General features: G+C 69.4%; 21 protein-coding genes. 10 read left to right on the plus strand and 11 right to left on the minus strand.

Features of this window, described 5'->3' with window-relative positions; all coding sequences use genetic code 11:
- Positions 1–42 precede the first annotated feature (42 nt).
- A complete protein-coding gene (gene dnaN, locus ACH4K1_RS13365; protein WP_030115122.1) occupies positions 43–1,173 on the minus strand; it encodes a DNA polymerase III subunit beta in 1,131 nt (376 codons plus the stop codon).
- A gap of 1,081 nt (positions 1,174–2,254) precedes the next feature.
- On the minus strand, positions 2,255–4,141 hold the full coding sequence (gene dnaA / locus ACH4K1_RS13370; RefSeq protein ID WP_398089141.1) for a chromosomal replication initiator protein DnaA: 1,887 nt from the start codon (positions 4,139–4,141) through the stop codon (positions 2,255–2,257).
- Positions 4,142–4,522: 381 nt separating this feature from the next.
- Here dnaA and rpmH point away from each other — a divergent pair, with 381 nt between their 5' ends.
- The 9 genes from rpmH (at position 4,523) to ACH4K1_RS13415 (ending at position 11,443) form a co-directional block, all read left to right on the plus strand.
- On the plus strand, positions 4,523–4,660 hold the full coding sequence (rpmH, locus tag ACH4K1_RS13375) for a 50S ribosomal protein L34 (RefSeq protein WP_003967884.1): 138 nt from the start codon (positions 4,523–4,525) through the stop codon (positions 4,658–4,660).
- A 19-nt stretch (positions 4,661–4,679) separates the two neighbouring features.
- Positions 4,680–5,051: a ribonuclease P protein component gene (rnpA, locus tag ACH4K1_RS13380; protein ID WP_228993660.1), complete on the plus strand. Its 372-nt coding sequence runs from the start codon at positions 4,680–4,682 to the stop codon at positions 5,049–5,051.
- Positions 5,048–5,407: a membrane protein insertion efficiency factor YidD gene (gene yidD, locus ACH4K1_RS13385; RefSeq protein WP_073768205.1), complete on the plus strand. Its 360-nt coding sequence runs from the start codon at positions 5,048–5,050 to the stop codon at positions 5,405–5,407. The genes rnpA and yidD overlap by 4 nt, the downstream gene beginning before the upstream one ends.
- Before the next feature lie 3 nt (positions 5,408–5,410).
- Positions 5,411–6,673: a membrane protein insertase YidC gene (yidC, locus tag ACH4K1_RS13390; protein WP_398089143.1), complete on the plus strand. Its 1,263-nt coding sequence runs from the start codon at positions 5,411–5,413 to the stop codon at positions 6,671–6,673.
- Between the two features lie 14 nt (positions 6,674–6,687).
- Positions 6,688–7,203, plus strand: coding sequence for a protein jag (locus ACH4K1_RS13395; protein WP_398089144.1), 516 nt, complete (start codon positions 6,688–6,690; stop codon positions 7,201–7,203).
- Positions 7,204–7,312: 109 nt separating this feature from the next.
- Positions 7,313–8,029 carry a 16S rRNA (guanine(527)-N(7))-methyltransferase RsmG gene (gene rsmG, locus ACH4K1_RS13400; protein WP_398089146.1) on the plus strand — a complete coding sequence of 239 codons (717 nt, stop codon included), beginning with the start codon at positions 7,313–7,315 and terminating at the stop codon, positions 8,027–8,029.
- A 328-nt stretch (positions 8,030–8,357) separates the two neighbouring features.
- The gene (locus ACH4K1_RS13405; RefSeq protein WP_398089148.1) at positions 8,358–9,434 is read left to right on the plus strand and encodes a ParA family protein; all 1,077 of its coding nucleotides are present in this window, start codon (positions 8,358–8,360) and stop codon (positions 9,432–9,434) included.
- Positions 9,431–10,519, plus strand: a complete 1,089-nt coding sequence (locus ACH4K1_RS13410) for a ParB/RepB/Spo0J family partition protein (RefSeq protein ID WP_398089149.1) — start codon at positions 9,431–9,433, stop codon at positions 10,517–10,519. Before ACH4K1_RS13405 ends, ACH4K1_RS13410 begins: the two co-directional genes overlap by 4 nt.
- Before the next feature lie 306 nt (positions 10,520–10,825).
- The gene (locus ACH4K1_RS13415; protein ID WP_398089151.1) at positions 10,826–11,443 is read left to right on the plus strand and encodes a GNAT family N-acetyltransferase; all 618 of its coding nucleotides are present in this window, start codon (positions 10,826–10,828) and stop codon (positions 11,441–11,443) included.
- A gap of 97 nt (positions 11,444–11,540) precedes the next feature.
- Here the strand turns inward: ACH4K1_RS13415 and trxA are convergent, their stop codons facing one another.
- The 7 genes from trxA to ACH4K1_RS13450 all read right to left on the minus strand — a co-directional run bounded on the left by trxA (position 11,541) and on the right by ACH4K1_RS13450 (position 21,248).
- Positions 11,541–11,876, minus strand: a complete 336-nt coding sequence (gene trxA / locus ACH4K1_RS13420) for a thioredoxin (RefSeq protein WP_073768191.1) — start codon at positions 11,874–11,876, stop codon at positions 11,541–11,543.
- Positions 11,877–11,919: 43 nt separating this feature from the next.
- Positions 11,920–12,891 (minus strand): thioredoxin-disulfide reductase, encoded by a 972-nt coding sequence (gene trxB, locus ACH4K1_RS13425; protein WP_398089153.1) that lies wholly within the window; start codon positions 12,889–12,891, stop codon positions 11,920–11,922.
- A gap of 125 nt (positions 12,892–13,016) precedes the next feature.
- The gene (locus tag ACH4K1_RS13430; protein ID WP_398089155.1) at positions 13,017–13,973 is read right to left on the minus strand and encodes a hypothetical protein; all 957 of its coding nucleotides are present in this window, start codon (positions 13,971–13,973) and stop codon (positions 13,017–13,019) included.
- Positions 13,970–14,686, minus strand: a complete 717-nt coding sequence (sigM, locus tag ACH4K1_RS13435) for an RNA polymerase sigma factor SigM (RefSeq protein ID WP_398089157.1) — start codon at positions 14,684–14,686, stop codon at positions 13,970–13,972. Before sigM ends, ACH4K1_RS13430 begins: the two co-directional genes overlap by 4 nt.
- A 203-nt stretch (positions 14,687–14,889) precedes the next feature.
- Positions 14,890–16,620 carry a protein kinase family protein gene (locus ACH4K1_RS13440; protein ID WP_398089159.1) on the minus strand — a complete coding sequence of 577 codons (1,731 nt, stop codon included), beginning with the start codon at positions 16,618–16,620 and terminating at the stop codon, positions 14,890–14,892.
- A gap of 129 nt (positions 16,621–16,749) precedes the next feature.
- Positions 16,750–18,903 carry a murein biosynthesis integral membrane protein MurJ gene (gene murJ / locus ACH4K1_RS13445; RefSeq protein WP_398089161.1) on the minus strand — a complete coding sequence of 718 codons (2,154 nt, stop codon included), beginning with the start codon at positions 18,901–18,903 and terminating at the stop codon, positions 16,750–16,752.
- 50 nt (positions 18,904–18,953) lie between these two features.
- Positions 18,954–21,248, minus strand: a complete 2,295-nt coding sequence (locus ACH4K1_RS13450; protein ID WP_398089162.1) for a DUF6049 family protein — start codon at positions 21,246–21,248, stop codon at positions 18,954–18,956.
- 180 nt (positions 21,249–21,428) lie between these two features.
- On the opposite strand from ACH4K1_RS13450, the gene ACH4K1_RS13455 reads away from it, so the two are divergent.
- Positions 21,429–22,871 (plus strand): CCA tRNA nucleotidyltransferase, encoded by a 1,443-nt coding sequence (locus ACH4K1_RS13455; protein ID WP_398089164.1) that lies wholly within the window; start codon positions 21,429–21,431, stop codon positions 22,869–22,871.
- 100 nt (positions 22,872–22,971) lie between these two features.
- Here the strand turns inward: ACH4K1_RS13455 and ACH4K1_RS13460 are convergent, their stop codons facing one another.
- Both ACH4K1_RS13460 and ACH4K1_RS13465 read right to left on the minus strand, forming a co-directional pair.
- Positions 22,972–24,240, minus strand: a complete 1,269-nt coding sequence (locus ACH4K1_RS13460; protein WP_398089166.1) for an MFS transporter — start codon at positions 24,238–24,240, stop codon at positions 22,972–22,974.
- Positions 24,241–24,364: 124 nt separating this feature from the next.
- Entirely contained in the window at positions 24,365–25,447 is a 1,083-nt protein-coding gene (locus tag ACH4K1_RS13465) for an inositol-3-phosphate synthase (protein WP_398089167.1), read from the minus strand.
- Positions 25,448–25,496 lie beyond the last annotated feature (49 nt).

The raw sequence follows: 25,496 nt of genomic DNA on the forward strand, positions 1-25,496 counted from the left end.
AACTGCCGCGGAAAGGTCCCCCGGACGGCGGGGGCGCCGGGATCAGCCGGAGAGGCGCACCGGCATGATCAGGTACTTGTACGCGTCGTCCGCCTCGGCGTCGACGGCCGGGCGGCCGCTGAGCAGGGCGGGCTTGGTGGACGTGGTGAACGAGAGCTGGGCGACGGGGGAGTCGATCGCGCTCAGGCCGTCCAGCAGGAACGTCGGGTTGAAGGCGATCGAGATGTCGTCGCCCTCCAGCACCGCGTCGACCCTCTCCACAGCCTGTGCATCGTCGCTGGAGCCGGCCTCCAGGATGAGGACGCCCTGTTCGAAGCTGAGCCGTACGGGTGTGTTGCGCTCGGCGACCAGGGCCACGCGCTTGACGGCCTCGACGAAGGGGGCCGTCTCGATCACCGCGACGGAGTTGAACTCGGTCGGGAACAGCGTGCGGTACTTCGGCAGGTCGCCCTCGAGCAGCCGCGTGGTGGTCCGCCGGCCGGCGCCCTCGAAACCGATCAGCCCCTCGCCCGCACCGGAGCCGGAGAGCGCCAGGGTGACGGTGTCGCCGCTGGTGAGCGCCTTCGCGGTGTCCAGGAGCGTCTTGGCGGGCACCAGGGCGACCGCCGAGGCGTCCGCGTTCTCCGGCTTCCACAGGAACTCGCGGACCGCGAAGCGGTAGCGGTCGGTGGAGGCGAGGGTGACGGTGTCGCCCTCGATCTCGATCCGCACACCGGTGAGCACGGGCAGCGTGTCGTCGCGGCCGGCGGCGATGGCCACCTGGGCGGCGGCCGAGGCGAAGACCTCGCCGGGGACGGTGCCGGTGGCGGTCGGCATCTGCGGCAGGGCGGGGTACTCCTCCACAGGCAGTGTGTGGAGGGTGAAGCGCGAGGAGCCGCAGACGACCGTGGCGCGCACACCGTCTGTGGAGATCTCCACCGGGCGGTTGGGCAGGGCGCGGCAGATGTCGGCGAGCAGCCGGCCGGAGACGAGCACCGTGCCGTCCTCGTCGACCTCCGCGTCGACGGAGACCCTGGCGGAGACCTCGTAGTCGAAGCTGGAGAAGCTGAGCGCCCCGTCCTCGGCCTTCAGCAGAAGGCCCGCGAGAACGGGCGCCGGCGGACGGGCCGGAAGGCTGCGGGCCACCCAGGCCACCGCCTCCGCGAGTACATCGCGCTCCACCCGGATCTTCACCGGAACCGCCTCCTGCTGTTGCTCGCTCGCCCTGCTGGCCTTCGTCGTCTGGACCGGAGCCGGCTGCCGAGTCGGCGGCGGCTCCGGGGTCCAGTCTGACGTACGGCACCGACAGCCGTTGCTGCTCGGGGTCAAGTCGGGCCGAGAGGCTCGCGGCGGTCGCCGGTCGAGTTGTACACAGGCCCCACTTCGAAGCGGATTCCTGGCTAACTCTGGGTGGTAGTAGTAGTAGGCCCTGTGGAAACCGTGGATAACGTCGTTTGCACAGGTCAGCATCGGTTTTTTGTCCACCGGTCCTGTGGGCGGCACCCGTGGACAACCCGGCCCATCTGTGGACAGCCGAAAGTTCTGCACACCCGATGCACAGGAGGGGGCTACTTCTCCCCAGCGCCGTCCCCAGTTTTACCCCCGTTCCCCACAACCCAACCCCGCCTCTTGGTGTGACGCCTTTCACTCCGGGCGGTGAAAGCGTGTGTTGGGTTGCCGAACAGTGGACAGGCATGTGGAGAAGCTGGGGACAACTCGGACCGGCCTGTGGGTCACCGGTGGACAACCCCGAGGACCCTCTGTGGAAGAGAAACTTGTCCACAGGCTGTGGATTGTTGTTGACCACAAATCCCCAACCGTCTGACCTGGCCTGATGGAGTATCGGCAGCGACCCCTGTGGACGCAATATGGACAACTTCCCAGTCCCCAGGCTGTGGACGGAAAATACTTCGCACATCTGTGGAGAAGGGCCTCTGAGCAGTCCGTATTCGAACAGTGAGGGTGCGAGGGGGCCCTCGGCACCGTCCCCGGCGGTGCCTCGACGGCGCCCAGGGAGGACCGGCGGCGGCCCCGGACGCCTCCCCGCCGGTCCCGAAAACGCGAAAAGGCGCCTGCCGCGGACCGTGGAGGTCCGCGGCAGACGCCCGGAGAAACGCCCTCCGAGAAGCCCGGCAGCCCCGGGAGGCCGGGAGACCAGAGGCTCGGGAGACCCGGGGACACCGGAAGCCCCGGGGTTCTTGAGTCCGGGGGCACCGGAAGCCCCGGGGCTCCTGAGGTCCGGAAGCCGGTGCACGGTCGTCCCGAGGGGCCGGGGTCAGCCGTTCTTGATGCGGTTGGTCAGCTCGGTGACCTGGTTGTAGATGGAGCGGCGCTCCGCCATCAGCGCCCGGATCTTCCGGTCCGCGTGCATCACCGTCGTATGGTCGCGGCCGCCGAACTGCGCACCGATCTTCGGCAGCGAGAGATCGGTCAGCTCGCGGCACAGGTACATCGCGATCTGGCGCGCCGTCACCAGCACCCGGCTGCGCGACGATCCGCAGAGGTCGTCGACGGTGAGGCCGAAGTAGTCCGCGGTCGCCGCCATGATGGCCGGCGCGGTGATCTCCGGGGCCGCCTCCTCGCCGCCCGGGATCAGGTCCTTGAGCACGATCTCGGTCAGCCCCAGGTCCACCGGCTGCCGGTTGAGCGAGGCGAAGGCGGTCACCCGGATCAGGGCGCCCTCCAGCTCGCGGATGTTGCGCGAGATCCGCGAGGCGATGAACTCCAGCACCTCCGGCGGGGCGTTGAGCTGCTCCTGCACCGCCTTCTTGCGGAGGATCGCGATCCGGGTCTCCAGCTCGGGCGGCTGGACGTCGGTGGTCAGCCCCCACTCGAAGCGGTTGCGCAACCGGTCCTCCAGCGTCACCAGCTGCTTGGGCGGCCGGTCCGAGGAGAGCACGATCTGCTTGTTCGCGTTGTGCAGCGTGTTGAAGGTGTGGAAGAACTCCTCCTGCGTCGACTCCTTGCTCGCGAGGAACTGGATGTCGTCGACGAGCAGGATGTCCACGTCGCGGTAGCGCTTGCGGAAGGTGTCGCCCTTGCCGTCGCGGATCGAGTTGATGAACTCGTTGGTGAACTCCTCCGAGCTCACGTACCGCACCCGGGTCCCCGGGTAGAGGCTCCGCGCGTAGTGCCCGATGGCGTGCAGCAGGTGGGTCTTGCCGAGTCCCGACTCGCCGTAGATGAACAGGGGGTTGTACGCCTTGGCGGGCGCCTCGGCCACGGCGACGGCCGCGGCGTGCGCGAAACGGTTGGAGGCCCCGATGACGAAGGTGTCGAAGAGGTACTTCGGGTTGAGCCGGGCGTGCGGTTCGCCGGGGCCCGGCGCGGGGGCCGGCTGGGCGCCCATCGGGCCGGGGGCCGAGCCGCCGGCCCGCCCGGGGCCGTGGCCCGGGGCGCCCTGGCGGTGCTGCGGCTGCTGGTCCTGGCGGTCGGACCGCTGCTGTTCGTACCCCTGGTGCTCGGCCGGCTGCGACCGGTAGTCGTGCTGGGGCCGACCGGCGCCGTACGGCTCGCGCCACTGCTCGGAGGGCTGCTCCCGGTACTGCTCGCCGTCGCGGTACTGCTCCTTCTCCCGGTACGACTCGCTCCCGCGGTACGCGTCGCTCTCGCGGTACGGCTCGCCGGGGGGCTGCTCACGGTCCTGGTAGCCGCTGTGCCGGGGCTGCTGCCAGGAGAGATCGTCCTGGGTGCGCGGCCAGGCGCCGGGGGCCGGGCGCTGCTGGTAGTCGGGGTAGGCGGGCCGGGCCGTCGGCATGCCGTCGTCGGAGGGGCGGTGGCCGTACCCGTCGTACGCGTCGTCCCGGGGGGCGTCCTCGCGCGGCTGCGCCGGATAGCGGTGGCCGTGCTGGCTCTGGTGCGACGGGGGCGGCGGGGCGGGCGGCTCGCCGGCGGAGTCGTCGACGGTGATGGCGATCCGGATCGGGCGGCCGCACTCGCGGGTCAGCGTCTCGCTGATGAGCGGCGCGAGCCGCCCCTCCAGGACGTGTTTGCCCCATTCGTTGGGGACGGCCAGCAGCGCGGTGTCGGCGACGAGTGCCAGAGGCTGGCAGCGCTCGATCCACTGCTTGTCCTTCGGCTCGATGCCCTGCTGGCCCTCCCCGAGGAGTTGTTCCAGCACTCGCGGCCACACTGCGGCAAGATCGGCAGGTACGTCAGCCACAAGGCACGCTCTCTCGCATGTCCCACGAATGTGTGGTTCTCGGGACGGGATGGGTCGGGTGGGGTGAGGTCCGGCAGTCGGGAAGGAAAAGAACCGGAGTTCAGCCAAGGTAGTCAGGCCGACCCGCACGGTTCAAGTTGTTGTCCACAGGCTGTGCACAATGGGGGGTCGTACGGAGCCGGTTTGACCGGATGGCGTAGCCGCGCGTACCGTGACCAGGTCGAGTTGTCGATGGCTGCTGCCGCCTGCCTCCGATGGGCAAAGATCACGATCTGTGATTGTGAAGCGGTGCACTAAGGCGTTTACGCGAGTTCCTCGTGGGCGCACGGTGACAGCCAGGCGATGTCCCGCCAAGACACGAATCATTTCTGGAGCCCCCGAGTGAGCAAGCGCACCTTCCAGCCGAACAACCGCCGTCGCGCCAAGACCCACGGCTTCCGTCTGCGCATGCGTACCCGTGCCGGCCGCGCCATCCTCGCGAACCGCCGCGGCAAGGGCCGCAGCAGCCTGTCCGCCTGATCGCTTACAGGTCCATGACGTGCTGCCTACCGAGAATCGGCTGAGGCGGCGCGAGGACTTCGCGACCGCGGTACGACGAGGCCGTCGAGCCGGACGGCCACTGCTCGTCGTCCATCTACGCAGCGGTGTTACGGACCCGCACGTGTCGGAGGAGACTGTTCCCCCGACACGTGCGGGTTTCGTTGTCAGCAAGGCCGTGGGGGGCGCCGTCGTCCGCACCGCGGTGAAGCGGAGGCTTCGCCACCTGGTCCGGGACCGGCTGGCTCAGCTGCCCCCCGGTAGCCTTGTTGTCGTACGGGCGCTGCCCGGTGCGGGCGACGCCGACCATGCACAGCTGGCCCGAGACCTGGACGCCGCTCTGCAGCGGCTCCTGGGAGGGGGCGCGCGATGAAGTACCCGCTGCTTGCTCTCATCAAGCTGTACCAGTGGACGATCAGTCCACTCCTCGGTCCTGTCTGCCGCTATTACCCGTCGTGTTCCCACTATGGATATACGTCGATCGACAGGCACGGTGCCATCAAGGGAACAGCGCTGACGGCTTGGCGCATCCTGCGGTGCAACCCGTGGTCACCCGGTGGTGTGGATCATGTTCCGCCTCGTAAGCGTCCGCGGTGGCACGAGCTGCTGCGCAACGCCCTGCGCGGTGAAAAGGGCGGGGAGACCGCCGCTGATGTGCCGCCCGGGGGGTCGGTCTCCGAACCTCCGAGCCCGGCCGCAGAGACCTCGCCCAATGCTCAAGGAGCCTGATTAGTGGACACGATTGCCAGTCTGTTCAGCTTTATCACCACACCTGTCTCATGGGTCATCGTCCAGTTCCACAAGATCTACGGAGCGCTCTTCGGCGACGACTCCGGGTGGGCCTGGGGCCTGTCGATCGTGTCCCTGGTGGTGCTGATCCGGATCTGCCTGATCCCGCTCTTCGTGAAGCAGATCAAGTCGACCCGCAACATGCAGGTGCTCCAGCCGAAGATGAAGGCGATCCAGGAGCGCTACAAGAACGACAAGCAGCGCCAGTCCGAAGAGATGATGAAGCTGTACAAGGAGACGGGCACCAACCCGCTCTCCTCGTGCCTTCCGATCCTGGCGCAGTCCCCGTTCTTCTTCGCCCTGTACCACGTGCTGTCGTCCATCGCCTCGGGCAAGAAGATCGGCGCGATCAACCAGGACCTCCTGGACAGCGCGCGTGAGGCCCACATCTTCGGCGCCCCGCTGGCCGCGAAGTTCATGGACAGCGCCGACAAGGTCGCCTCGCTCAACGCCGACCTGCTGGACGTCCGGATCGTCACCGCCATCATGATCATCCTGATGTCGGCCTCGCAGTTCTTCACTCAGCGCCAGCTGATGACGAAGAACGTCGACCTGACGGTGAAGACCCCGTACATGCAGCAGCAGAAGATGCTGATGTACATCTTCCCGATCATCTTCGCCGTGATGGGCATCAACTTCCCCGTCGGTGTCCTCGTCTACTGGCTGACCACCAACGTCTGGACCATGGGTCAGCAGATGTACGTGATCAACCAGAACCCGACGCCGGGCAGCAAGGCGCAGGACGCCTACCTCCAGCGACTGCTCAAGAGCGTGACCTCCCACGGGGAGGTGCGGGGCCGCACCCGGCGCAAGATGGTCAAGGCGATCGTCGCCAAGGGGGCCGACCGCAACGACATCGAGCGCAAGTTCATCACCAGCCTCGCCAAGCTGGGTCTCGTGGCCCAGGAGGACGGGACCGTCCAGAAGGGCGAGACCGCGGTCGCCGATGCCGACGGACAGTCGCCCAGGCGTCAGCAGCCCAAGCGCCAGACCAAGGCGAAGCGCCAGACGACCGGTCACGCGACCGCGGGAGCCAAGGACACGTCGTCCACGGCAGCCGGCTCCACGACTTCGCTCGAGAAGCAGGACGCACCGCAGGACAGCAAGCCGAAGTCGGCGGACAAGCCCGCCTCCGGCTCCTCACGCCAAGCCAAGTCCGGACAGCGCAAGGGCCCGCAGCGGCCCAAGCACCCGTCCAAGAAGTAAGAAGGAGTCCACCCGTGACGGAAGGCACCACTTCCACGGCGCCCGCCGAGGCCGGCAGCGACACCCTGACCCGCCTGGAGCAGGAGGGGGAGATCGCGGCCGACTACCTTGAGGGCCTGCTCGACATCGCCGACCTCGACGGCGACATCGACATGGACGTCGAGGCGGACCGGGCCGCGGTGTCGATCATCAGCGAGTCGGCACGCGACCTCCAGAAGCTCGTGGGCCGCGACGGCGAGGTCCTGGAGGCTCTCCAGGAGCTGACGCGGCTTGCCGTTCACCGGGAGACCGGCGACCGCAGCCGTCTGATGCTGGACATCGGCGGCTTCCGTGCCCAGAAGCGCGCGGTCCTCGCAGAGCTGGGTGCCAAGGCGGCGAACGAGGTCAAGAGCTCGGGCCGGCCGGTGAAGCTGGACCCGATGACGCCGTTCGAGCGCAAGGTCGTGCACGACGCGATCGCCGCCGCAGGCCTCCGGAGCGAGTCGGAGGGCGAGGAGCCGCAGCGCTTCGTCGTCGTTCTCCCGGCCTGACCGGACCCTTGTACTGTCGGCCCCGTCTGTTCGCAGGCGGGGCCGCATGTGTCAGCTTGATAGTCGGCCACCAGACAGGCCCTAGGGCGGTACGGAAGGACGGTCCCCCGTGACGGAGGCAGCAGAGCTTCCCCAGGCACCTGCGGAAGCGCAGGCGGTGTTCGGAGAGCTCTTCCCGGAGGCTGTCCGGTACGCGGAGCTTCTGGCGGACGCCGGGGTCAAGCGCGGCCTGATCGGGCCGCGTGAGGTCCCCCGGCTGTGGGAGCGGCACCTGTTGAACTGCGCCGTGCTCTCCGAGGTCGTGCCCGAGGGCGTCACCGTCTGCGATGTGGGCTCGGGTGCGGGCCTGCCCGGTATCCCGCTCGCGCTGGTACGCCCGGACCTCAAGATCACCCTGCTGGAGCCGCTGCTGCGGCGGACGAACTTCCTCCAGGAGGTCGTCGACCTGCTGGGCCTGGACCATGTGACGGTGGTGCGCGGCCGGGCGGAAGAGGTCCTGGGAACGCTGCAGCCGGTACAGGTGGTGACCGCGCGGGCGGTGGCTCCGCTGGACCGGCTCGCGGGCTGGGGCGTGCCCCTGCTGAAGCCGTACGGCGAGATGCTCGCCCTCAAGGGTGACACCGCCGAGGAGGAGCTCCACGGTGCCAGGGCGGCGCTCAGCAAGCTCGGCGTGGTGGAGACCGAGGTGCTCCAGGTCGGAGAAGGCGTCGTCGCGCCGCTGTCCACCGTGGTCCGTGTCGTGGTGGGCGAGAGCCCGGGCGGTGTGAGGTTCGCCGCAAAAAGGGCCAAGGCCGCCCGGACGGGGCGCACGCGCAGGCGTCGCTGAGAGGGCCTTCGGGCGGTCTTCCCGCCCGGCGGGGAGGCCGGCACCCCGCAGCCGGTACACGCGGGTGTATGCCTGTTCGATCCGTTTTGCAGCTTTTCTACCGGAACACGGCGATAGCTGCCGCCTGCGGAGTGTCGTGGCCCGGCGGTTGCCGTGCAGGGGCATCGTGTTTCACGTGAAACGTCGCTCTCTGCTGCAGGGAATCATCGGTCGCGGTCGTGCGGCCGGCACGCCGCGTGACCGCAAGCCCGGACGAGTGGCCGAGTTGTCCACACGCGCGGATTCATCCACAGAACAGCGGGCCTCGCTGGTTCACGACCCCGAAAGCATGGCAGGCTCTGTTCATTGCGAGCCTGAAGTCGAGGAGAGTGAATCCTTGCGGTCCGACGCCAACATCGCGGGACCGATGACCGACCCGGTCCCCGGTCCCCGAACCGAGTCCCTGGGCGAGGGTGTTTCACGTGAAACACCGCCGCCGATGGACGACACCCCCATCGGCCGTTCCGCTCAACTGGCGGTCGAGGCCCTCGGCCGCGCCGGCGAAGGGCTGCCCCGCCCTGACCGCACCCGCGTTATGGTGGTGGCCAACCAGAAGGGCGGCGTGGGAAAGACGACCACGACGGTCAACCTCGCCGCTTCTCTGGCGCTGCACGGCGCGCGCGTTCTGGTGGTCGACCTCGACCCGCAGGGCAACGCCTCCACGGCACTGGGGATCGATCACCACGCCGACGTCCCCTCCATCTACGACGTCCTGGTGGACAGTCGCCCCCTCTCCGAGGTGGTTCAGCCCGTACAGGACGTCGAGGGCCTCTTCTGCGCCCCCGCCACCATCGACCTCGCCGGGGCGGAGATCGAACTGGTCTCGCTGGTGGCACGGGAGAGCCGGCTTCAGCGGGCCATCCAGGCGTACGAGCAGCCGCTGGACTACATCCTCATCGACTGCCCGCCGTCGCTGGGCCTGCTGACGGTGAACGCCCTGGTGGCGGGAGCCGAGGTGCTGATTCCCATCCAGTGCGAGTACTACGCGCTGGAAGGGCTGGGGCAGCTGCTGCGCAACGTCGACCTGGTACGGGGCCACCTGAACCCGGAGCTGCACGTCTCGACGATCCTGCTGACGATGTACGACGGTCGGACGAGGCTTGCCTCCCAGGTCGCCGAGGAGGTCCGTACCCACTTCGGCAAGGAAGTGCTGCGGACGAGTATCCCGCGGTCGGTACGTATCTCGGAGGCGCCGAGCTACGGGCAGACCGTCCTGACCTATGATCCGGGATCCAGCGGTTCGCTCTCCTACCTCGAAGCCGCCCGGGAAATCGCTCTGCGGGGCGTCGGGGTGCACTACGAGGCCCAGCACGCCCACACGAGCAGTCAGAACAATCGGCAGAACATTTCGGAGGGCATGCAGTGAGTGAGCGGCGTAGAGGACTGGGACGTGGGCTCGGTGCGTTGATCCCCGCCGCCCCCCAGGAGAAGCAGATCTCGACGGCCGGTGGCGCCGTTTCGTCCGGTGCCGGTCAGGTCCTGACGGCGGAGCGCGGGGTGGCGGCGGCCAAGGTTGCCGGGCTCCCGTCCTCGCCGGTGGTGCCGGAGCCGGCGTCCGCTCCCGAGGAGCGGGCCGACCAGGGCACCGGGGCGTCCGGCGCGTACTTTGCGGAGCTGCCGGTCGGGGCGATCACCCCGAACCCGCGCCAGCCCCGTGAGGTCTTCGATGAGGACGCACTGGCCGAGTTGGTCGTCTCCATCAAGGAAGTCGGTCTGCTCCAGCCGGTCGTCGTCCGGAAGACGGGCCCGGACAGCTACGAGCTGATCATGGGTGAGCGTCGGTGGAGGGCCTGCCGGGAAGCGGGACTGGAGCGCATCCCCACCATCGTTCGCGCCACGGACGACGAGAAGCTGCTGCTGGACGCGTTGCTGGAGAACCTCCACCGGGCTCAGCTGAACCCGCTGGAGGAGGCTGCGGCATACGATCAGCTGCTCAAGGACTTCAAGTGCACGCATGACGAGCTGGCCGACCGGATCGGCCGCTCGCGCCCGCAGGTGTCGAACACGTTGAGGCTCCTGCGGCTCTCGCCGCCGGTGCAGCGCCGGGTGGCCGCAGGTGTTCTTTCCGCCGGACACGCCCGCGCCCTGCTGTCCGTGGACGACTCGGAGGAGCAGGACCGGCTGGCCCACCGCATCGTGGCCGAGGGTCTTTCGGTGCGTGCTGTCGAAGAGATCGTGGCGCTGTTGGGCTCGCATCCGTCCAGCTCTCCGAAGGCCAGGGGGCCGCGGGCGGGCGGCCGGGTGTCCCCGGCTCTGACCGACCTGGCGACCCGGCTGTCCGACCGCTTCGAGACCCGGGTGAAGGTCGACCTGGGCCAGAAGAAGGGCAAGATCGTCGTCGAGTTCGCCTCGATGGAGGACTTGGACCGGATTCTCGGAAGCCTCGCTCCGGGTGAAGGCCGGGTGCTGGAGCGCCGGCTCGCCGAGACGCACGAGGACGACAAGGGCTGAGCAGCGCGGCTCCGTGAAAGGGCGGGCTGGGTTCCGGTACTGGCCGGAACCCAGCCCGCCCTTTGCGCTCTCTCGGTGTCCGCATCACCTCTGGGTGGATACGATGCGTTCTGGGACGGCGCATCCACGGTGATGGACCTCGGAGGAGAGGGTGGAGACCTTGCCAAGAGTGAGCCGTAGCCGCCTTGTCGCGGTCGGGCTGGGCCTGGGCGCGGTCGGCGGTTTCATCGGCGGCCTGTTCCATGAACGGAGTGCGTTGGCAGCCGCACGGGGTGCGGCGGGTGGAGGAAGTGAGGAATCGCCGTCATGGGGCGCCGACTCGTACCACTCACCCTGGACAACCTTTCGGATCTCCCCGAGCGGTGCCGCTCGTGCGTCTTCTGGGAGCTTGACCCGGTCAGCGGGGAAGCCGCGGTAAGAGCGGGCAAGCCGGGGCTGGAGAAGGAAGCCTGGATCTCCGCAGTGCTTCTGGAGTGGGGCTCCTGCGGCCGGGTGGTCTATGTGGACGATGTACCGGCCGGTTTCGTGCTCTTCGCCCCACCCGCCTACGTTCCTCGTTCGACGGCTTTTCCGACCAGCCCGGTCTCCCCCGACGCCGTCCAGCTGATCACCGGGGTGATCGCCCCTGAGTACCAGGGCCAGGGGATCGGCCGTGTCATGGTGCAGACCGTGGCCAAGGACGTGCTGCGCCGTGGCTTCAAGGCCATCGAGGCGTTCGGGGACGCGCGGAGGGAGCCGTCCACCTGCATGCTTCCCGCGGATCATCTGCTGGCCGTCGGCTTCAAGACCGTCCGGCCCCACCCCGTCCATCCACGGTTGAGGCTGAACCTGCGGACGACGCTGTCCTGGAAGGAAGACGTGGAGATGGCGCTCGACCGGCTCCTGGGGGCGGTCCAGAAGGAGCCGGTGCTCCGCCCGCTGTGAGGCCGGGCCGCTGTCGGCCGTCATGCGAAACGGGCCCGCCCCTGAGAGGGTGGGCCCGTTTCACGTGAAACATCGCGCCGGAGGCGCTGCCGAGCTGTCAGGCAGGGGTGATGAAGCCTTCCAGGTCGCGGAGGATCGCGGCCTTCGGCTTGGCGCCGACGATGGTCTTGGCGACCTCGCCGCCCTGGTACACGTTCAGGGTCGGGATGGACATCACGCCGTACTTGGCGGCGGTGGCCGGGTTCTCGTCGATGTTGAGCTTGACGATCTCGATCTGGTCGCCGTGCTCGGCCGCGATCGCCTCCAGCGACGGGGCGATCTGGCGGCACGGGCCGCACCAGGCAGCCCAGAAGTCCACCAGAACGGGCTTGCCGCTCTTGAGGACGACCTCGTCGAAGGTGTCATCCGTAACGTGCTTCAGGTCGCCGGCCACGGCGGCCTCCTTAGTCTCTCGGGGTGGGGTGCGGTGCGCAGGTTCAGAGGGCCGGGGTCTTCTCCGGCTCGGCGGGCTCGGCATCGGCCAGAGCCGCGAGGAAGCGCTCGGCGTCCAGGGCGGCGGAGCAGCCGGTGCCCGCCGCGGTGATGGCCTGACGGTAGGTGTGGTCGACCACGTCGCCGGCACCGAAGACACCGGGGAGGTTGGTGCGGGTGGACGGCGCCTCGACCTTCAGGTAGCCCTCGTCGTCGAGTTCCAGCTGACCCTTGAAGAGCTCGGTGCGCGGGTCGTGGCCGACAGCGATGAAGAGTCCGGTCACGGGCAGTTCGGATGTCTCGCCGGTCTTGGTGTTGCGCAGGACCAGACCGGAGAGCTTCTGGTCGCCCTTGACCTCGGCGACCTCGCTGTCCCAGGCGAACGTGATCTTCGGGTCGGCGAAGGCCCGCTCCTGCATCGCCTTGGAGGCGCGCAGGGTGTCACGGCGGTGGACGATCGTGACGGACTTGGCGAAGCGGGAGAGGAAGGTCGCCTCCTCCATCGCCGTGTCACCGCCGCCGATCACGGCGATGTCGTGGTCCTTGAAGAAGAAGCCGTCGCAGGTGGCGCACCAGGAGACGCCTCGTCCGGAGAGGGCGTCCTCGTTGGGCAGTCCGAGCTTGCGGTGCTGGGAGCCGGTCGTGACGATGACCGACTTGGCACGGTGGACCGTGCCAGCCGTGTCGGTGACGGTCTTGATGTCGCCGGTGAGGTCGACCGCGACGACGTCGTCGGGCACCAGTTCGGCGCCGAAGCGCTCGGCCTGGGCCCTCATGTTGTCCATGAGCTCGGGGCCCATGATGCCGTCCTGGAAACCGGGGAAGTTCTCCACGTCGGTGGTGTTCATCAGCGCACCGCCGGCCGTGACGGCGCCCTCGAAGACCAACGGGTTCAGCGAGGCGCGGGCGGTGTACAGCGCGGCGGTGTACCCGGCCGGTCCGGAGCCGATGATGATCACATTACGGACGTCGCTCACGGGTTTCTTCCTCGTTTCTGCAGACTGCCTAACTGCCTACGGGGTGGGTCAACGACTCTCACCCCACCCAACGGATCCTACGGCTGATGCATTCCCGAACGTGCCGCGGCGGGTGCGGACGGTTTTCAGGGGCGGTCGTAGGCGCGGGTGAGCAGCAGCTGCCCCGGGGAGTTCGGTGCGGTGTCCACGCAGGTGGCGGAGACGAGGTAGGCCTGAACGCGCGAGGGGTCACTGGTGTGGGGAAGGACGACGAGGTAGGCGTTCTTCCCTTCGTACTCCCCCTCGTCGAGAGCGAGAGCCGGTGCGGTGCGGCCGGTGGCCTGTTGCACACATGGGGGGACAGCGACGACGGGAGCCTTCAAGGGGCTTCGGGAGGCGTCGGCATCAGGGTCGAGGGCTTCGCTCGACACCTTGGTGTCCGTCTCTGGCGGCACCTTCTTGGCACTCGGGTTCTCCTGGCCCCCGCCGCCGCTGAGGAGGTTCTGTACCTGGGCCTCGAGCGTGCCCTCTGCATAGGAGTGCGCCCCGCTTTCCGCTGCGCTGACCCCGCTGTCGGACGCCGTCCTGGACGCGTCGCCGGACGGGGCTACGGACTGGAGGAAGAAGACGCTCGCTCCGATGACCGCCGCGCCGAACGCGGTGCCGAGGAGCACGGTGCGGCGACGGCGGCGGGTGGGGCGGCGCCCCGGTCCGGCCGTCGCTGAGGACCGGCCCGCAGGGCGGTCCGGGGCAGGGCCACCGGTGCTCACAGGAGGGGGGCCGGCCGTCGGGTCTGCGTCCGTCGCTGTTTCACGTGAAACAACCACCGGTGTGCCCCCGGGGGGAGCGGTGGAGGAGGGGGTTTCCGCCGCGAGGGCCGCGTCGATCCGTGCGGCGACGTCCTCCGGCATCGGCTCAGGGGCGGGCACCGTTCCGAGAAGCCGCCGTACCTCTTCCAGGGAGCTCCGGACTTCCGTGCAGAGATCGCACTCCGCGAGGTGGAGCCGGACTTCCTCGGTCCGGGAAGGGGAGAGCAGCCCTTCGGTGAGGTCGGAGATCTCGGAGACCTCGGGGTGCTGAGCCGTGTCGGCCGGGGATGTCACGGGCGCCCACCTCCTCCCTTCGTCGCGGCAGGGTCGCTTGCTGCTGTGTCTCTGGGGCTGGACGCAGATGGGACGGATGCGCCGGGCGCCCGGTTCCTTCCGGCCGCTGTGTCGTCCCCGGCCGGGCTCCGTCCCCCTGCTTCCGCGCGCAGATGACGGACCAGGGGGGCCAGTCTCGCCCGGCCCCGGGCGCATCGGCTTTTCACGGTGCCGGTGGGGACCTCCAGGATGCTGGCCGCCTCGGCGACGGGGTAGCCCTGCATGTCGACGAGGACGAGGGCTGCCCGCTGGTCGGCGGGGAGGGTGGCCAGCGCTTCCTGGAGCTGTCGGTGGAGGTCCTGTCGCACGGCGGGGGCCTCGGCGGATTCGTGGGGTTCCAGGAGGTGATCGAGCCGTTCGGCGTCGTCCACCGGGGATGTCTTCCGGGAGGCTGTCTTGCGGGCCCGGTCGAGACAGGCGTTGACGGTGATCCGGTGCAGCCAGGTGGTGACGGCGGAGTGGCCGCGGAAGGTGTGGGCGGCGCGGAAAGCCTTGACGAGCGCGTCCTGGACGGCGTCGGCCGCTTCCTCCCTGTCCCCCAGGGTTCGCAGCGCCACGGCCCAGAGACGGTCGCGGTGGCGGCGTACGAGCTCGCCGAAGGCGTCGGGGTCGCCCGCCACGTGCCGGGCGAGCAGGTCCGAGTCGCTCGGTGCCTCTGGTGGAACGGAATCCACCGTGCTCCCCCTCCGAACCGGATCCGATGTGGCCTGTGGCCGCGCCGCCGAAGCGGTGCGACGGGGAGAAGCCTGCCGTCAGGGGCAGGGCGGCCGCAACCCTCGCCTCCGTCGGCGCCCGCCGGGGCGGGCTGTTCGCCCCACCGTAGTGGGTGGACGGGATCGTGATCACCGTTCGGTACGGACGGCCGCCCCCACCGTGCTCAGCCGAGGACGGAGATCTCCGTGATGCCGCCCCGGTATCCGCCGGTGCCGTCCGCCGGGAGCTCCGTGATGTGGATCAGGACGTAGCGCGTGCGGACGGGTTCGTTCAGTTTTTCCTTGAGCGTCGATCCCGCGACGGTCCGCTTGACGATCGACTGGTCGAAGTCGGCCGTCGTGGACGGGGACGTCGCGTCCGGGGACGCGGCGGAGACGGTGGTCGTCTGCCCGCTCCGGTACAGGGACACCTCGACGCCGGAGATGTCTCGCACCTTGCCGAGGTCGACGATGATTCCGCTGCCCTGCTTGCGCTGGGGGAGATTGCCGAAGTTGGCGAAACCCCTGTAGCGCGGGGTGACCCAGTGTGTCCCCCGGTCGCCGTCCACGGTGTTGCCCGCCTCGAGCTGCTTGATCCCGGAGCCGTCGGGCATGAACTCCGTGGCCCCCGCGATCTCCAGGGGCTCCGCGCGCGGGGCGGCCTTGTCGCCCTTGTTCTTGTCGTCCTCGTGCGGGCCGGGGACGCCGGTGTCGTTCGAGCCCTGGGTGCGGTCGAGCAGGGCCTCCGCGAGCTGCCAGCTGCCGAGGCCCAGCGCGGCGATGAGGAGCGCCGAGACAGTCCACTTGAGCGCGCGGCCGGCACGGCTCTGCAGGGGGGCCGGCGGGGGCGGCATCACCGGCTGGGGCACGGCGGCCGGGTGCGAGGACGGTCGTCCGTAGGTGCCCTGCTGGTAGGTCGTGCGCTGGTACGCCGGCGGCGCGGTGAACGCGGGCTCCGGCGGCAGGATGCGCGGCATGGCCGCGACGGCCTTGGCCAGCTCCTCCGGGGTGGTGCAGGGAGGTTCCTGCCGGGACGCGGTCGCGCCGTCGTTGGCCAGCGCCCGCATGGCGAGCTCGGAGAGGCCGCGGTGGACGCCGGCCCGGACCTGGTCCGGAGCGATGAGCCCCAGGTCCTTGGGCAGCCCGGCGAGCCCGTGTGCGTCCTCCCCGTACGGCCAGCGGCGGGTCAGGGCGGCGTACAGGAGAGCGCCGATGGCCTCGGTGTCCGTACGCAGAGGCTGCTCGGCGGTGATGCCGCGCAGGGCGGCGTTCACGGCGAGACCGCGGATGCGGTACTGCCCGGTGGAGCTGCGCAGGACCGCGCCGGGGGTGAGGCGCAGATGGGACAGGCCCTCGCGGTGGGCGGCGGCCATCGCCTGGGAGAGCTGGCTGACGAGCTGGTAGGCGTCGTGGGCCTCCATCGGGCCGGCGGCCAGCAGAGCGGTGAGTTCGGTGGCGTCCGGCAGCCATTCGTGGACCACGTAGACGAGGTCGTTCTCCTCGACGGCGTCCAGGACCTGGACGAAGCGGGGGTCGCCGAGCAGGGCCGAGGAGCGGGCGGCGGCCAGGACCGAGCGGGCCCGCGGGTGGTCCGCCGGAAGCAGGTGGACGCCCACCGCCCGGCGCAGCTTCTCGTCCACGGCGCGCCAGCTGCTGAAGCCGTCCAGCCGGGTGACGCACTCCTCCAGGCGGTAGCGGCCGGCGAGCTTGTGGCCGCTGTGCAGGTCGGGGGAGGCCGGGACGACCTCGGAACGCTCCCGCCCACCGTCCGACGCTCCGGTCTCCTCGGGGCTCGCGCCCTTGGTGTTCTCGGCTTGCGCCGTCCCGTCGGCCGTGGTGTCGTCCGCCTTGGCGGCCAACGGCTTGCCGCCGCTGTTGTCGGCCACGTCGACGGCAGCCGTGCTACGTTCCGCCACCGTCGTTCCTGCCTCCCCATCCGTTGCGCGATGCCAGCCAGCTCTGCACAGTCACGCCAATTGTGCCCACACTCCGGCGCTAAGCACGACACGCGGTGTGTGGGGATGGTTGTGCGGACAGGTGTTCATTCAGCGTCCGAGCCGCCCACGGACCATGCCCACCAGGCCGTTGACCTCTTCGATGCGCATCTTCTTCGCCGCGACGAAGAAGATGCCCAGGAGGAGGGCGCCACCGCAGACCAGTGCGGCCAGGGAGCCGAGGGCACCGGTGCCGACCAGTTCCAGGACGCCGAACCCGACGGCTCCGCCGATCAGGGCGGCGGGCAGCGCGGCCATGCAGAGACGTGCGTAGGTCCGCACGATGAGCGCGCCGTCCAGGTCCCCGCCCAGCCGGGTGCGCAGACGGCGCCAGGCGACACCGACGCCGACCGCGTAGGCCAGGCCGTAGGAGAACGCCATACCGACGACGGCCCAGCGGGCGGGCAGGACGACGTAGCAGAGGGCGGAGACGGCGGCGTTGACGGCGGCGACGATGACCGTGTTGTAGAAGGGGGTGCGGGTGTCCTCGTACGCGTAGAAGCCGCGCAGGACGACGTACTGCACGGAGTACGGGATCAGCCCCAGCGCGAACGCCATGAGGATGAAGCCCATGGAGCGGGCGGCCTCGGCGCCGCTGGAGGCGTAGAGCAGGGTGCACATCGGCAGGCCGAGCGCGAGGAAGGTGAAGGCCACCGGCACGATGGCGACAGCCGAGTTCCGCAACCCCTGCGAGATGTCGTCGCGGACGGCGCCGGGGTCGTTGTCGTGGGCGGCACGGGAGATGCGGGGCAGCAGCGCGGCCATGACCGAGACGGTGATGATGGCCTGCGGCATGCCCCAGATCAGCTGGGCGTTGGAGTAGGCCAGGAAGCCGGTGCCGTCTTTGCCGGAGAGCTTGCCCGCCGACGTGGCGAGCTGGGTGACGACCAGAACGCCCGCCTGGTTGGCCAGGACGAACAGCACGGTCCACTTGGCCAGCTTGACGGTCTTGCCGAGCCCGTGGCCCTTCCAGTCGAACCGCGGACGGAAGCGGAAGCCCGTCTCCCGCAGGTAGGGGATCATCGCCAGGGACTGGACGGCGAGCCCGAGCAGAGTGCCGATGCCGAGCAGCCGGATGCCCTCCGGCGGGATGGTGTCCACACCCATCCGGGACTCGGCGGAGGTGCCGTAGACCCAGATGAACAGCCCGAACGTGATGATCATGACGATGTTGTTCAGGACCGGGGTCCACATCATCGCGCCGAACTTGCCGCGGGCGTTGAGGATCTGTCCCATCACCACGTGCACGCCCATGAAGAAGATGGTGGGCAGGCAGTACCGGGCGAAGGTGACGGCGACGCTGTTGGCCGCCACATCGTCGGCGATCGTGCTCGACATCAACTTGATCAGCACCGGGGCGATGAGGACCGCCGCGGCGACGATCAGCCCGAGCGCGACCATCACCAGGGTCAGCAACCGGTTCGCGAAGGCCTCGCCGCCGTCCTCGTCGTCCTTCATCGCGCGGACGAGCTGGGGGACGAAGACCGAGTTCAGGCCGCCGCCGACGGTGAGGATGTAGATCATCGTCGGCAGGGTGTACGCGATGGTGAAGCTGTCGCCGAGCATCGCGGCGCCGAGGGCGGCGGTGATCACCAGGGACCGGACGAATCCGGTGAGCCGTGAGACGAGGGTGCCGGCGGCCATGACGGCGCTGGACTTCAGGAGGCCGGAGACCTTGCCGCCGCCCTTCGCCGGCACGGGCGCGGGAGCCGGTTCGGGGCCCCCCGGAGGCTTCCCCGCACCTTCCTGGTCCCGGAAGAGGTGGGCGAAGGCGTCCGGCTCCGGGCGCTCGTCCGCCGCCTGCGTGACGAGGTCGTCGACGCCGACGAACTGCGTGGTCTCCGGCCGGTCCCCGTACGGCAGGTGCCGGGAGGGGCCCGCAGGCTCGGGAGGCGGGGGCTGGGCCCAGATGCGCGGGTCGGGGGCGTAGGGGGAGGCGGGCGGCTGCTGGTAGAGCGCACCCGGCTCCTGGTAGGTGCCGGGAGGCGGCGGCGGGTGCGCGGCGCGGTCGTAGAGCGCCTCTCCCACCGGGTCCTGGGCGGCGAGGTCCCACGCCCGGTAGGGGTCGTCCTCGTAGGCCTGCTGGAGGTACGGGTCCGGCGGTACGGGACCGTCCCGGTCCGGGTCCGGAGGAACCGGGGGCCCGCCCGGAGACGCTGCTCCGCCCGCGCCCTGTCCGCGGTCACCGTCGTACGGCGCGTTCATCGAAACCCCTACCTCATCGTCCCCGGCCGACCGGCCACGACAGACATCGCTCAACGGTCCACTTTCTCACCCGTTCCCGACGGGGCCCCGCTTTCCGGACCGGTGTCCGGGGCCCGGTCACTCGGCTGCTCGGGTCCGCCATCGCCGCCGTCCGTCGTGTCGCTTGCCACGGCGCGCTTGCGATGGGTGTACATCCGGATGCCCGCCAGCACCAGGAGCAGCAGGCCACCGGCGATGACGAGCAGGACGGTCGGCGTCACCTCGGAGACCTTCACGGTGAAGGTCATCTCCTCGCCGTACTGGGTGCCGTCCTCCGTGAACAGCCGGGCGGTCACCTGGGCCCGTCCGTTGGCGCTGGTCGCCGTGTCGAACTTCACCGACTGGCTGTGTCCGCCCGCGATGACGACCGGCAGCTCTGCCTTGGTTCCGTCGTCGTTGAACTTGAGCCGGAGGTTGTCCGAGGTCAGCTGGAGAACCAGCCGGTCCACCCCCTGGACCAGCTGGTTCTGCACCGTCACCGGGATGGTCGCGCTGCGTCCGGAGAGGGTGACGTCGGACTTCTTGATGAGCTGCACCTCGGAGGTGAGGCTTTTCAGGTACGCGCGGACCGCGTTGCGGTACTGCCGCGCTTCCGGGAGCCGTCCGCGCCAGGACGTCGACATCGAGCGGTTGACGGCGTTGCCGAAGGGCGTCACCACGCGCTCGGGCTGCGTCAGGATCGTCTCGAAGCTGTCGAGCGATCCCTGGGTCACGCGGATGTCCTGGAACGCCTGGGTGGGCAGCTCCTGGGCGCGGAGCTTTTCCGGGTACGCGGAGCGTGGGGGGATTTTCCTGGTGGCCTTCGGATCGGGCTTGACCTCGGCGGCCGCCACGAGGTCGAGAGGCTGCGTCCAGCGGTTGCCCGACAGGGCCCCCAGCGCCCGGGCCATCGTCTGAGCCTGTGCGGCGGTGGGCATCCGGGGCGGGGCCACGACGATGCTGCGCTCGTTGTCCGGTGCTTGCTCGGTCAGCGCGAGGGTCTGGGCGAGGAACTTCTGGACCGCGAGGGTGGAAGCGCCCGCCCTCGACATGTCGCCGTCGAACAGGGTCGACAGCCGGGCGTCCGCGACGACCGCGGTGGTCCCTCCGCCGATCGGCCGCGCCGCGGTCGGGGTGTACGGAATCTCCGACGTCTCGCGGAAGCTGTCGCTGCGGGCGATCACGTTGTGAGCGCCCGCCGAGGTCGCCACGTCGACGATGGACGTGTCCACGGCGCCGTTCACGGGCCAGGCGAAGTCGGTGGACGGCTTCACGTGGAGGATGGTCTCCACCGTGGTCGCGGCCACGGTGGAGGCGTTCTGCAGATGGCTGAGCGTTCCGGATACGTTCTTCCCGCGGTGCGCGATGGAGGCCAGGTCGGGGTCGGCGAACGGCAGGGCGATCACCTTGCCGTCCTCCACCACCTTCTCCAGAGCGGTCAGCCACTGCTTGGCGACGGTCTGGTTCTTGCCCGGGACCGTCCGGTCACCCGACTTGATCTCGTACTTCCCGGCCATCGCCGCGACGCTCGCCAGGAGGTCCGGGTCGACGACCCAGGTCACCGGCAGGCGGCTGCCCAGGGACACCATCTGCTCCAGCCGGCCGCCGGGCGCCAGCTCCTTCGCCAGGTCGTCGTCGGCGAAGACCGGGGTCTGCTGCTGGTCCGAGCGGGTCTCCGCCGTGACGTGGGGAGAGGCGATCAGCGGCCAGAGGAAGGTGAGCTTCGTCCTGCTGTCGCTCGCCTCGGGCTGCCAGGGCAGGAACGAGCGCTTGATCCCGAGCACCTGCTCGTAGGGGCTGCCCGCGGTGCGGCCGGAGACCGAGACGCCGAGCTGGTAGACGCCCGGGTCGTCCAGTCGCAGCTTGTCGACGGGCACGGTGAGCGTGAAGTCCCGGCTGATCCCCCGGGCGAGCTCGGGGAGCTTCAGCGTGTACTCGTCGCCGACCGTGACCGGGTCGGCGCCGGGAACGTACGGGGAGCGCTTGGCGGCGTCGTCGACCTCGCCCCGGCCGTTGAGCCGGGGGCCGACCCGCAGATCGACCTCGGCGCCGCGGATCGTCTTCTTGCCCTTGTTGGTGAGCGTTCCGGAGACGGTCAGGGTGTCGTCCTTCGAGGGCACACCCGGGGAGAGGGTGTTGAGCGACACGTCGACCGTACGGGAGCCGGAGGGGGCCTTGGCGGGCTCGGAGGCCGGGGCGGCGCCGGCGGCCGGAACGGCCAGCAGACCGGCCAGGAGCGGTGCTCCGAGCACCGCAGAGGTCGTGCGCCGGAGCCACCGGCGGGCAGGAGAGGGACGAGTCCCCTGGAAATCTGCCGCCTCCGCCACGCGCCTACCCGTCCCTCGTCGTCGTCAGATGCTGTCGGTCGTTCGGTCCTGCGTCCACGCATGGTAACGAGGTGCGGCGGGCCGAAGTGCTGGGGTCCATCGCACATGATCGCGGGCGGCTCGCAGGGGCCGCGTAAACGATGACGTCGCGGGCGGCCCGTGCACGTACCCTTTTCTGTTGTGCCGAACGCCAACGAAGAGAACGCCAGTGCACTGAGCCAGGTGCAGCACCGCGCGGTGAGTGAGCTGCTGCGAGTGTCCCCGGTAGCCGACGACCTCGCCCGCCGATTCCAGAAGGCCGGATTCGGGCTCGCGCTGGTCGGCGGTTCGGTCCGCGACGCGCTGCTGGGCAGGCTCGGGAACGACTTGGACTTCACCACCGACGCCCGCCCGGAGGACGTACTCGAGATCGTCCGCCCGTGGGCCGACTCGGTGTGGGAGGTCGGGATCGCCTTCGGCACCGTCGGATCCCAGAAGGACGGCTACCAGATCGAGGTCACGACCTACCGGTCGGAGGCGTACGACCGGACCTCGCGCAAGCCGGAGGTCTCCTACGGCGACTCCATCGAGGACGACCTGGTGCGTCGCGACTTCACGGTCAACGCGATGGCCGTGGCGCTGCCGGAGAAGGAGTTCGTCGATCCGTACGGAGGTCTGAAGGACCTCGCCGACCGTGTCCTGCGCACGCCGGGCACACCCGAGGCATCCTTCTCCGACGATCCGCTGCGCATGTTGCGGGCGGCCCGCTTCGCCGCTCAGCTCGACTTCGAGGTCGCTCCCGACGTCGTCTCCGCCATGACGGAGATGGCCGCGCGGATCGACATCGTCTCCGCCGAGCGGGTCCGCGACGAACTCAACAAGCTGCTGCTCTCCCAGCACCCGCGCAAGGGTCTGGGACTCCTGGTCGACACCGGGCTCGCCGCCCATGTGCTGCCCGAGCTTCCCGCGCTGCGCCTGGAGAGTGATGAGCATCACCGTCACAAGGACGTCTACGAGCACTCGCTGACCGTCCTGGAGCAGGCCATCGATCTGGAGGAGGACGGACCCGATCTCGTCCTGCGGCTGGCCGCGCTGCTCCATGACATCGGCAAGCCGAGGACGCGCCGCTTCGAGAAGGACGGCCGGGTCTCCTTCCACCACCACGAAGTGGTGGGCGCGAAGATGACCAAGAAGCGCATGACCGAGCTCAAGTACTCCAACGAGCTGGTCAAGGACGTGTCGAGGCTGGTGGAGCTGCACCTGCGGTTCCACGGATACGGCGACGGCGAATGGACCGACTCCGCGGTGCGCCGCTATGTGCGTGACGCCGGTCCGCTGCTCGAACGCCTCCACAAGCTGACCCGGTCGGACTGCACGACTCGGAACAAGCGCAAGGCCAACGCGCTCTCCCGTACCTACGACCATCTGGAGGAGCGCATCGCCCTGCTCCAGGAGCAGGAAGAGCTCGATTCGATCCGCCCCGACCTGGACGGCAACGAGATCATGCAGATCCTGGAGGTCGGGCCGGGGCCGGTGATCGGCAAGGCGTACGGATTCCTGCTGGAGCTGCGGCTGGAGCACGGACCCATGGAGCGGGACGCCGCGGTGGCGGCGCTCAAGGAGTGGTGGGCGCGGCAGGACTGAGTCAGGACGAGCGAGGTTTCACGTGAAACATCGCTCACTGTTCGGGGAGGAGGGGCGTCGTTTCACGTGAAACGACGCCCCTCCTCGCTTCCTTGCCCGGCTACCGGGGACCATCGGTCCCTCGTCGGCGGAACATCGTCACCGCGACCGCCGCGTACAGCACTGCCACGACCACGATGACGGGGGCCGATCTGCCGTCCGGCGGGAGCATCAGGGCCGCCACTCCGGCGGCCCCCACGAAAGCGATGTTGAAGAGCACGTCGTAGAGCGAGAAGACCCGGCCGCGGAAGGAGTCGTCGACCGAGGTCTGCACGACGGTGTCGGTCGCGATCTTCGAGCCCTGCGTCACGACGCCGAGCACGAATGCGGCGATCACCATCGGGACCGGAGCGAACGAGAGGCCCAGGGCGGGGACCAGGACCGCCGCCGAACCGGCGCAACCGACGATCCACCCGTACCGGCCCAGCCGCCCCACCGCCCACGGGGTGACGACGGCGGCGACGAAGAACCCTGCCCCCGAGGCTCCGACCGCCAGGCCGAGCAGGGCCAGCCCGTCGGACTCGGTGTCCGTCCAGGCGTAGCGGCACAGCATGAGCACCGTCACGGTGAGCGCGCCGTAGCAGAATCGGATCACGGTCATCGCGGCCAGGGCCCGGGCCGCGTCGCCCCGTTGTGCCAGGTGGCGCACCCCGGCGGCCAGCCCGCGTGCGGTCACGGCCACGGCGGCCCGCAACCGCAGAGGGCTCGTTTCGGCGTCCGGCCCCAGCAGGACGTGGGGCAGCGTCAGGGACGCCAGCGCGGACGACAGGTAGAGCACCGATCCCAGCAGTACGACGGCCGCGTCGGACCCGTCGGCCACCAGCCGTACGACGAAGGCGAGACCGCCTCCCGCGGTCGCCGCCAGCGTGCCGACGGTCGGGGAGAGGGAGTTGGCGACGACGAGGCGGTCGTCGTCGACCACCCGGGGCAGAGCGGCGGAGAGACCGGCCAGCACGAACCGGTTGACGGCGGTGACGCAGAGAGCCGAGGCGTAGAAAAGCCAGTCGGGCGCCGGGGCGAGCATCAGCAGAGCCGTGGAGCAGGCAAGACCGGCCCGCAGGAGATTCCCGAAGAGGAAGACCTGGCGTCGGGGCCAGCGGTCCAGCAGCACCCCGGCGAAGGGACCGATCAGGGAGTAGGGCAGCAGGAGTACGGCCATGGCGGACGCGATGGCGGCGGCCGACGTCTGCTTCTCCGGAGAGAAGACGACGTAGGCGGCGAGAGCAACCTGATAGACGCCGTCGGCGGACTGGGAGAGGAGCCGCACGGTGAGCAGACGGCGGAAGTTCCGCAGGCGCAGCAGGATGCGCAGATCACGCGCGACAGACATGGGAGCAAGCGTCACACACGTAGGGGGCCCGCGGGCGGATTGCCCGGGGCCCCCTACGTGCGGCAGGAAGCGGTGACCGTGTCGGCTCAGCGCTCCGGTGAAGCGATCGGCCGAAGAAGCCGGTTCAGCGCTCCGTCTCGCCCTTGATGAACTTCTCGACGTTCTCGCGGGCCTCGTCGTCGAAGTACTGCACCGGCGGGCTCTTCATGAAGTAGCTCGACGCGGAGAGGATGGGGCCGCCGATGCCGCGGTCCTTGGCGATCTTCGCCGCGCGGACGGCGTCGATGATGACACCGGCCGAGTTCGGGGAGTCCCACACCTCGAGCTTGTACTCCAGGTTCAGCGGGACGTCGCCGAACGCGCGGCCCTCGAGGCGCACGTACGCCCACTTGCGGTCGTCCAGCCAGGCCACGTAGTCCGAGGGGCCGATGTGGACGTTGTCGGCGCCGAGCTCGCGGTCGCGGATCTGCGAGGTGACGGCCTGCGTCTTCGAGATCTTCTTGGACTCCAGGCGCTCACGCTCGAGCATGTTCTTGAAGTCCATGTTGCCGCCGACGTTCAGCTGCATCGTGCGGTCCAGGATGACGCCGCGGTCCTCGAAGAGCTTCGCCATCACGCGGTGCGTGATGGTGGCGCCCACCTGGGACTTGATGTCGTCGCCGACGATCGGAACACCGGCCTCGGTGAACTTGTCCGCCCACTCCTTGGTGCCGGCGATGAAGACCGGGAGGGCGTTGACGAACGCGACCTTGGCGTCGATGGCGCACTGCGCGTAGAACTTCGCCGCGACCTCGGAGCCGACGGGCAGGTAGCAGACGAGGACGTCGACCTGCTGGTCCTTGAGGACCTGGACGATGTCGACCGGGGCGTCCGCGGACTCCTCGATCGTCTCGCGGTAGTACTTGCCGAGACCGTCGTGGGTGTGGCCGCGCTGGACGGTGACGCCCGTGTTCGGCACGTCCGCGATCTTGATGGTGTTGTTCTCGCTGGCGCCGATGGCGTCCGCCAGGTCGAGACCGACCTTCTTCGCGTCGACGTCGAAGGCAGCGACGAACTCGACGTCACTGACGTGGTAGTCGCCGAACTGAACGTGCATCAGGCCGGGCACCTTGCCGGCCGGATCGGCGTCCTTGTAGTACTCGACGCCCTGCACCAGCGAGGCGGCGCAGTTGCCCACGCCTACGATGGCTACGCGAACCGAACCCATTCCGGTTGCTCCCTGTGTAATCGGTGTTTCCGATGAAGTCGCCGCGGAG

The organism is Streptomyces sp. NPDC017448 (assembly GCF_044330565.1).
Lineage (GTDB): Bacteria > Actinomycetota > Actinomycetes > Streptomycetales > Streptomycetaceae > Streptomyces.

Bases quoted from the DNA above. Each gene is read 5' to 3' on its own strand.
- yidD (WP_073768205.1), top strand. From the start codon at position 5,048: ATGAAGTACCCGCTGCTTGCTCTCATCAAGCTGTACCAGTGGACGATC.
- ACH4K1_RS13405 (WP_398089148.1), top strand. From the start codon at position 8,358: ATGGCAGGCTCTGTTCATTGCGAGCCTGAAGTCGAGGAGAGTGAATCC.
- ACH4K1_RS13415 (WP_398089151.1), top strand. From the start codon at position 10,826: ATGGGGCGCCGACTCGTACCACTCACCCTGGACAACCTTTCGGATCTC.
- murJ (WP_398089161.1), bottom strand. From the start codon at position 18,903: ATGAACGCGCCGTACGACGGTGACCGCGGACAGGGCGCGGGCGGAGCA.
- ACH4K1_RS13460 (WP_398089166.1), bottom strand. From the start codon at position 24,240: ATGTCTGTCGCGCGTGATCTGCGCATCCTGCTGCGCCTGCGGAACTTC.
- ACH4K1_RS13465 (WP_398089167.1), bottom strand. From the start codon at position 25,447: ATGGGTTCGGTTCGCGTAGCCATCGTAGGCGTGGGCAACTGCGCCGCC.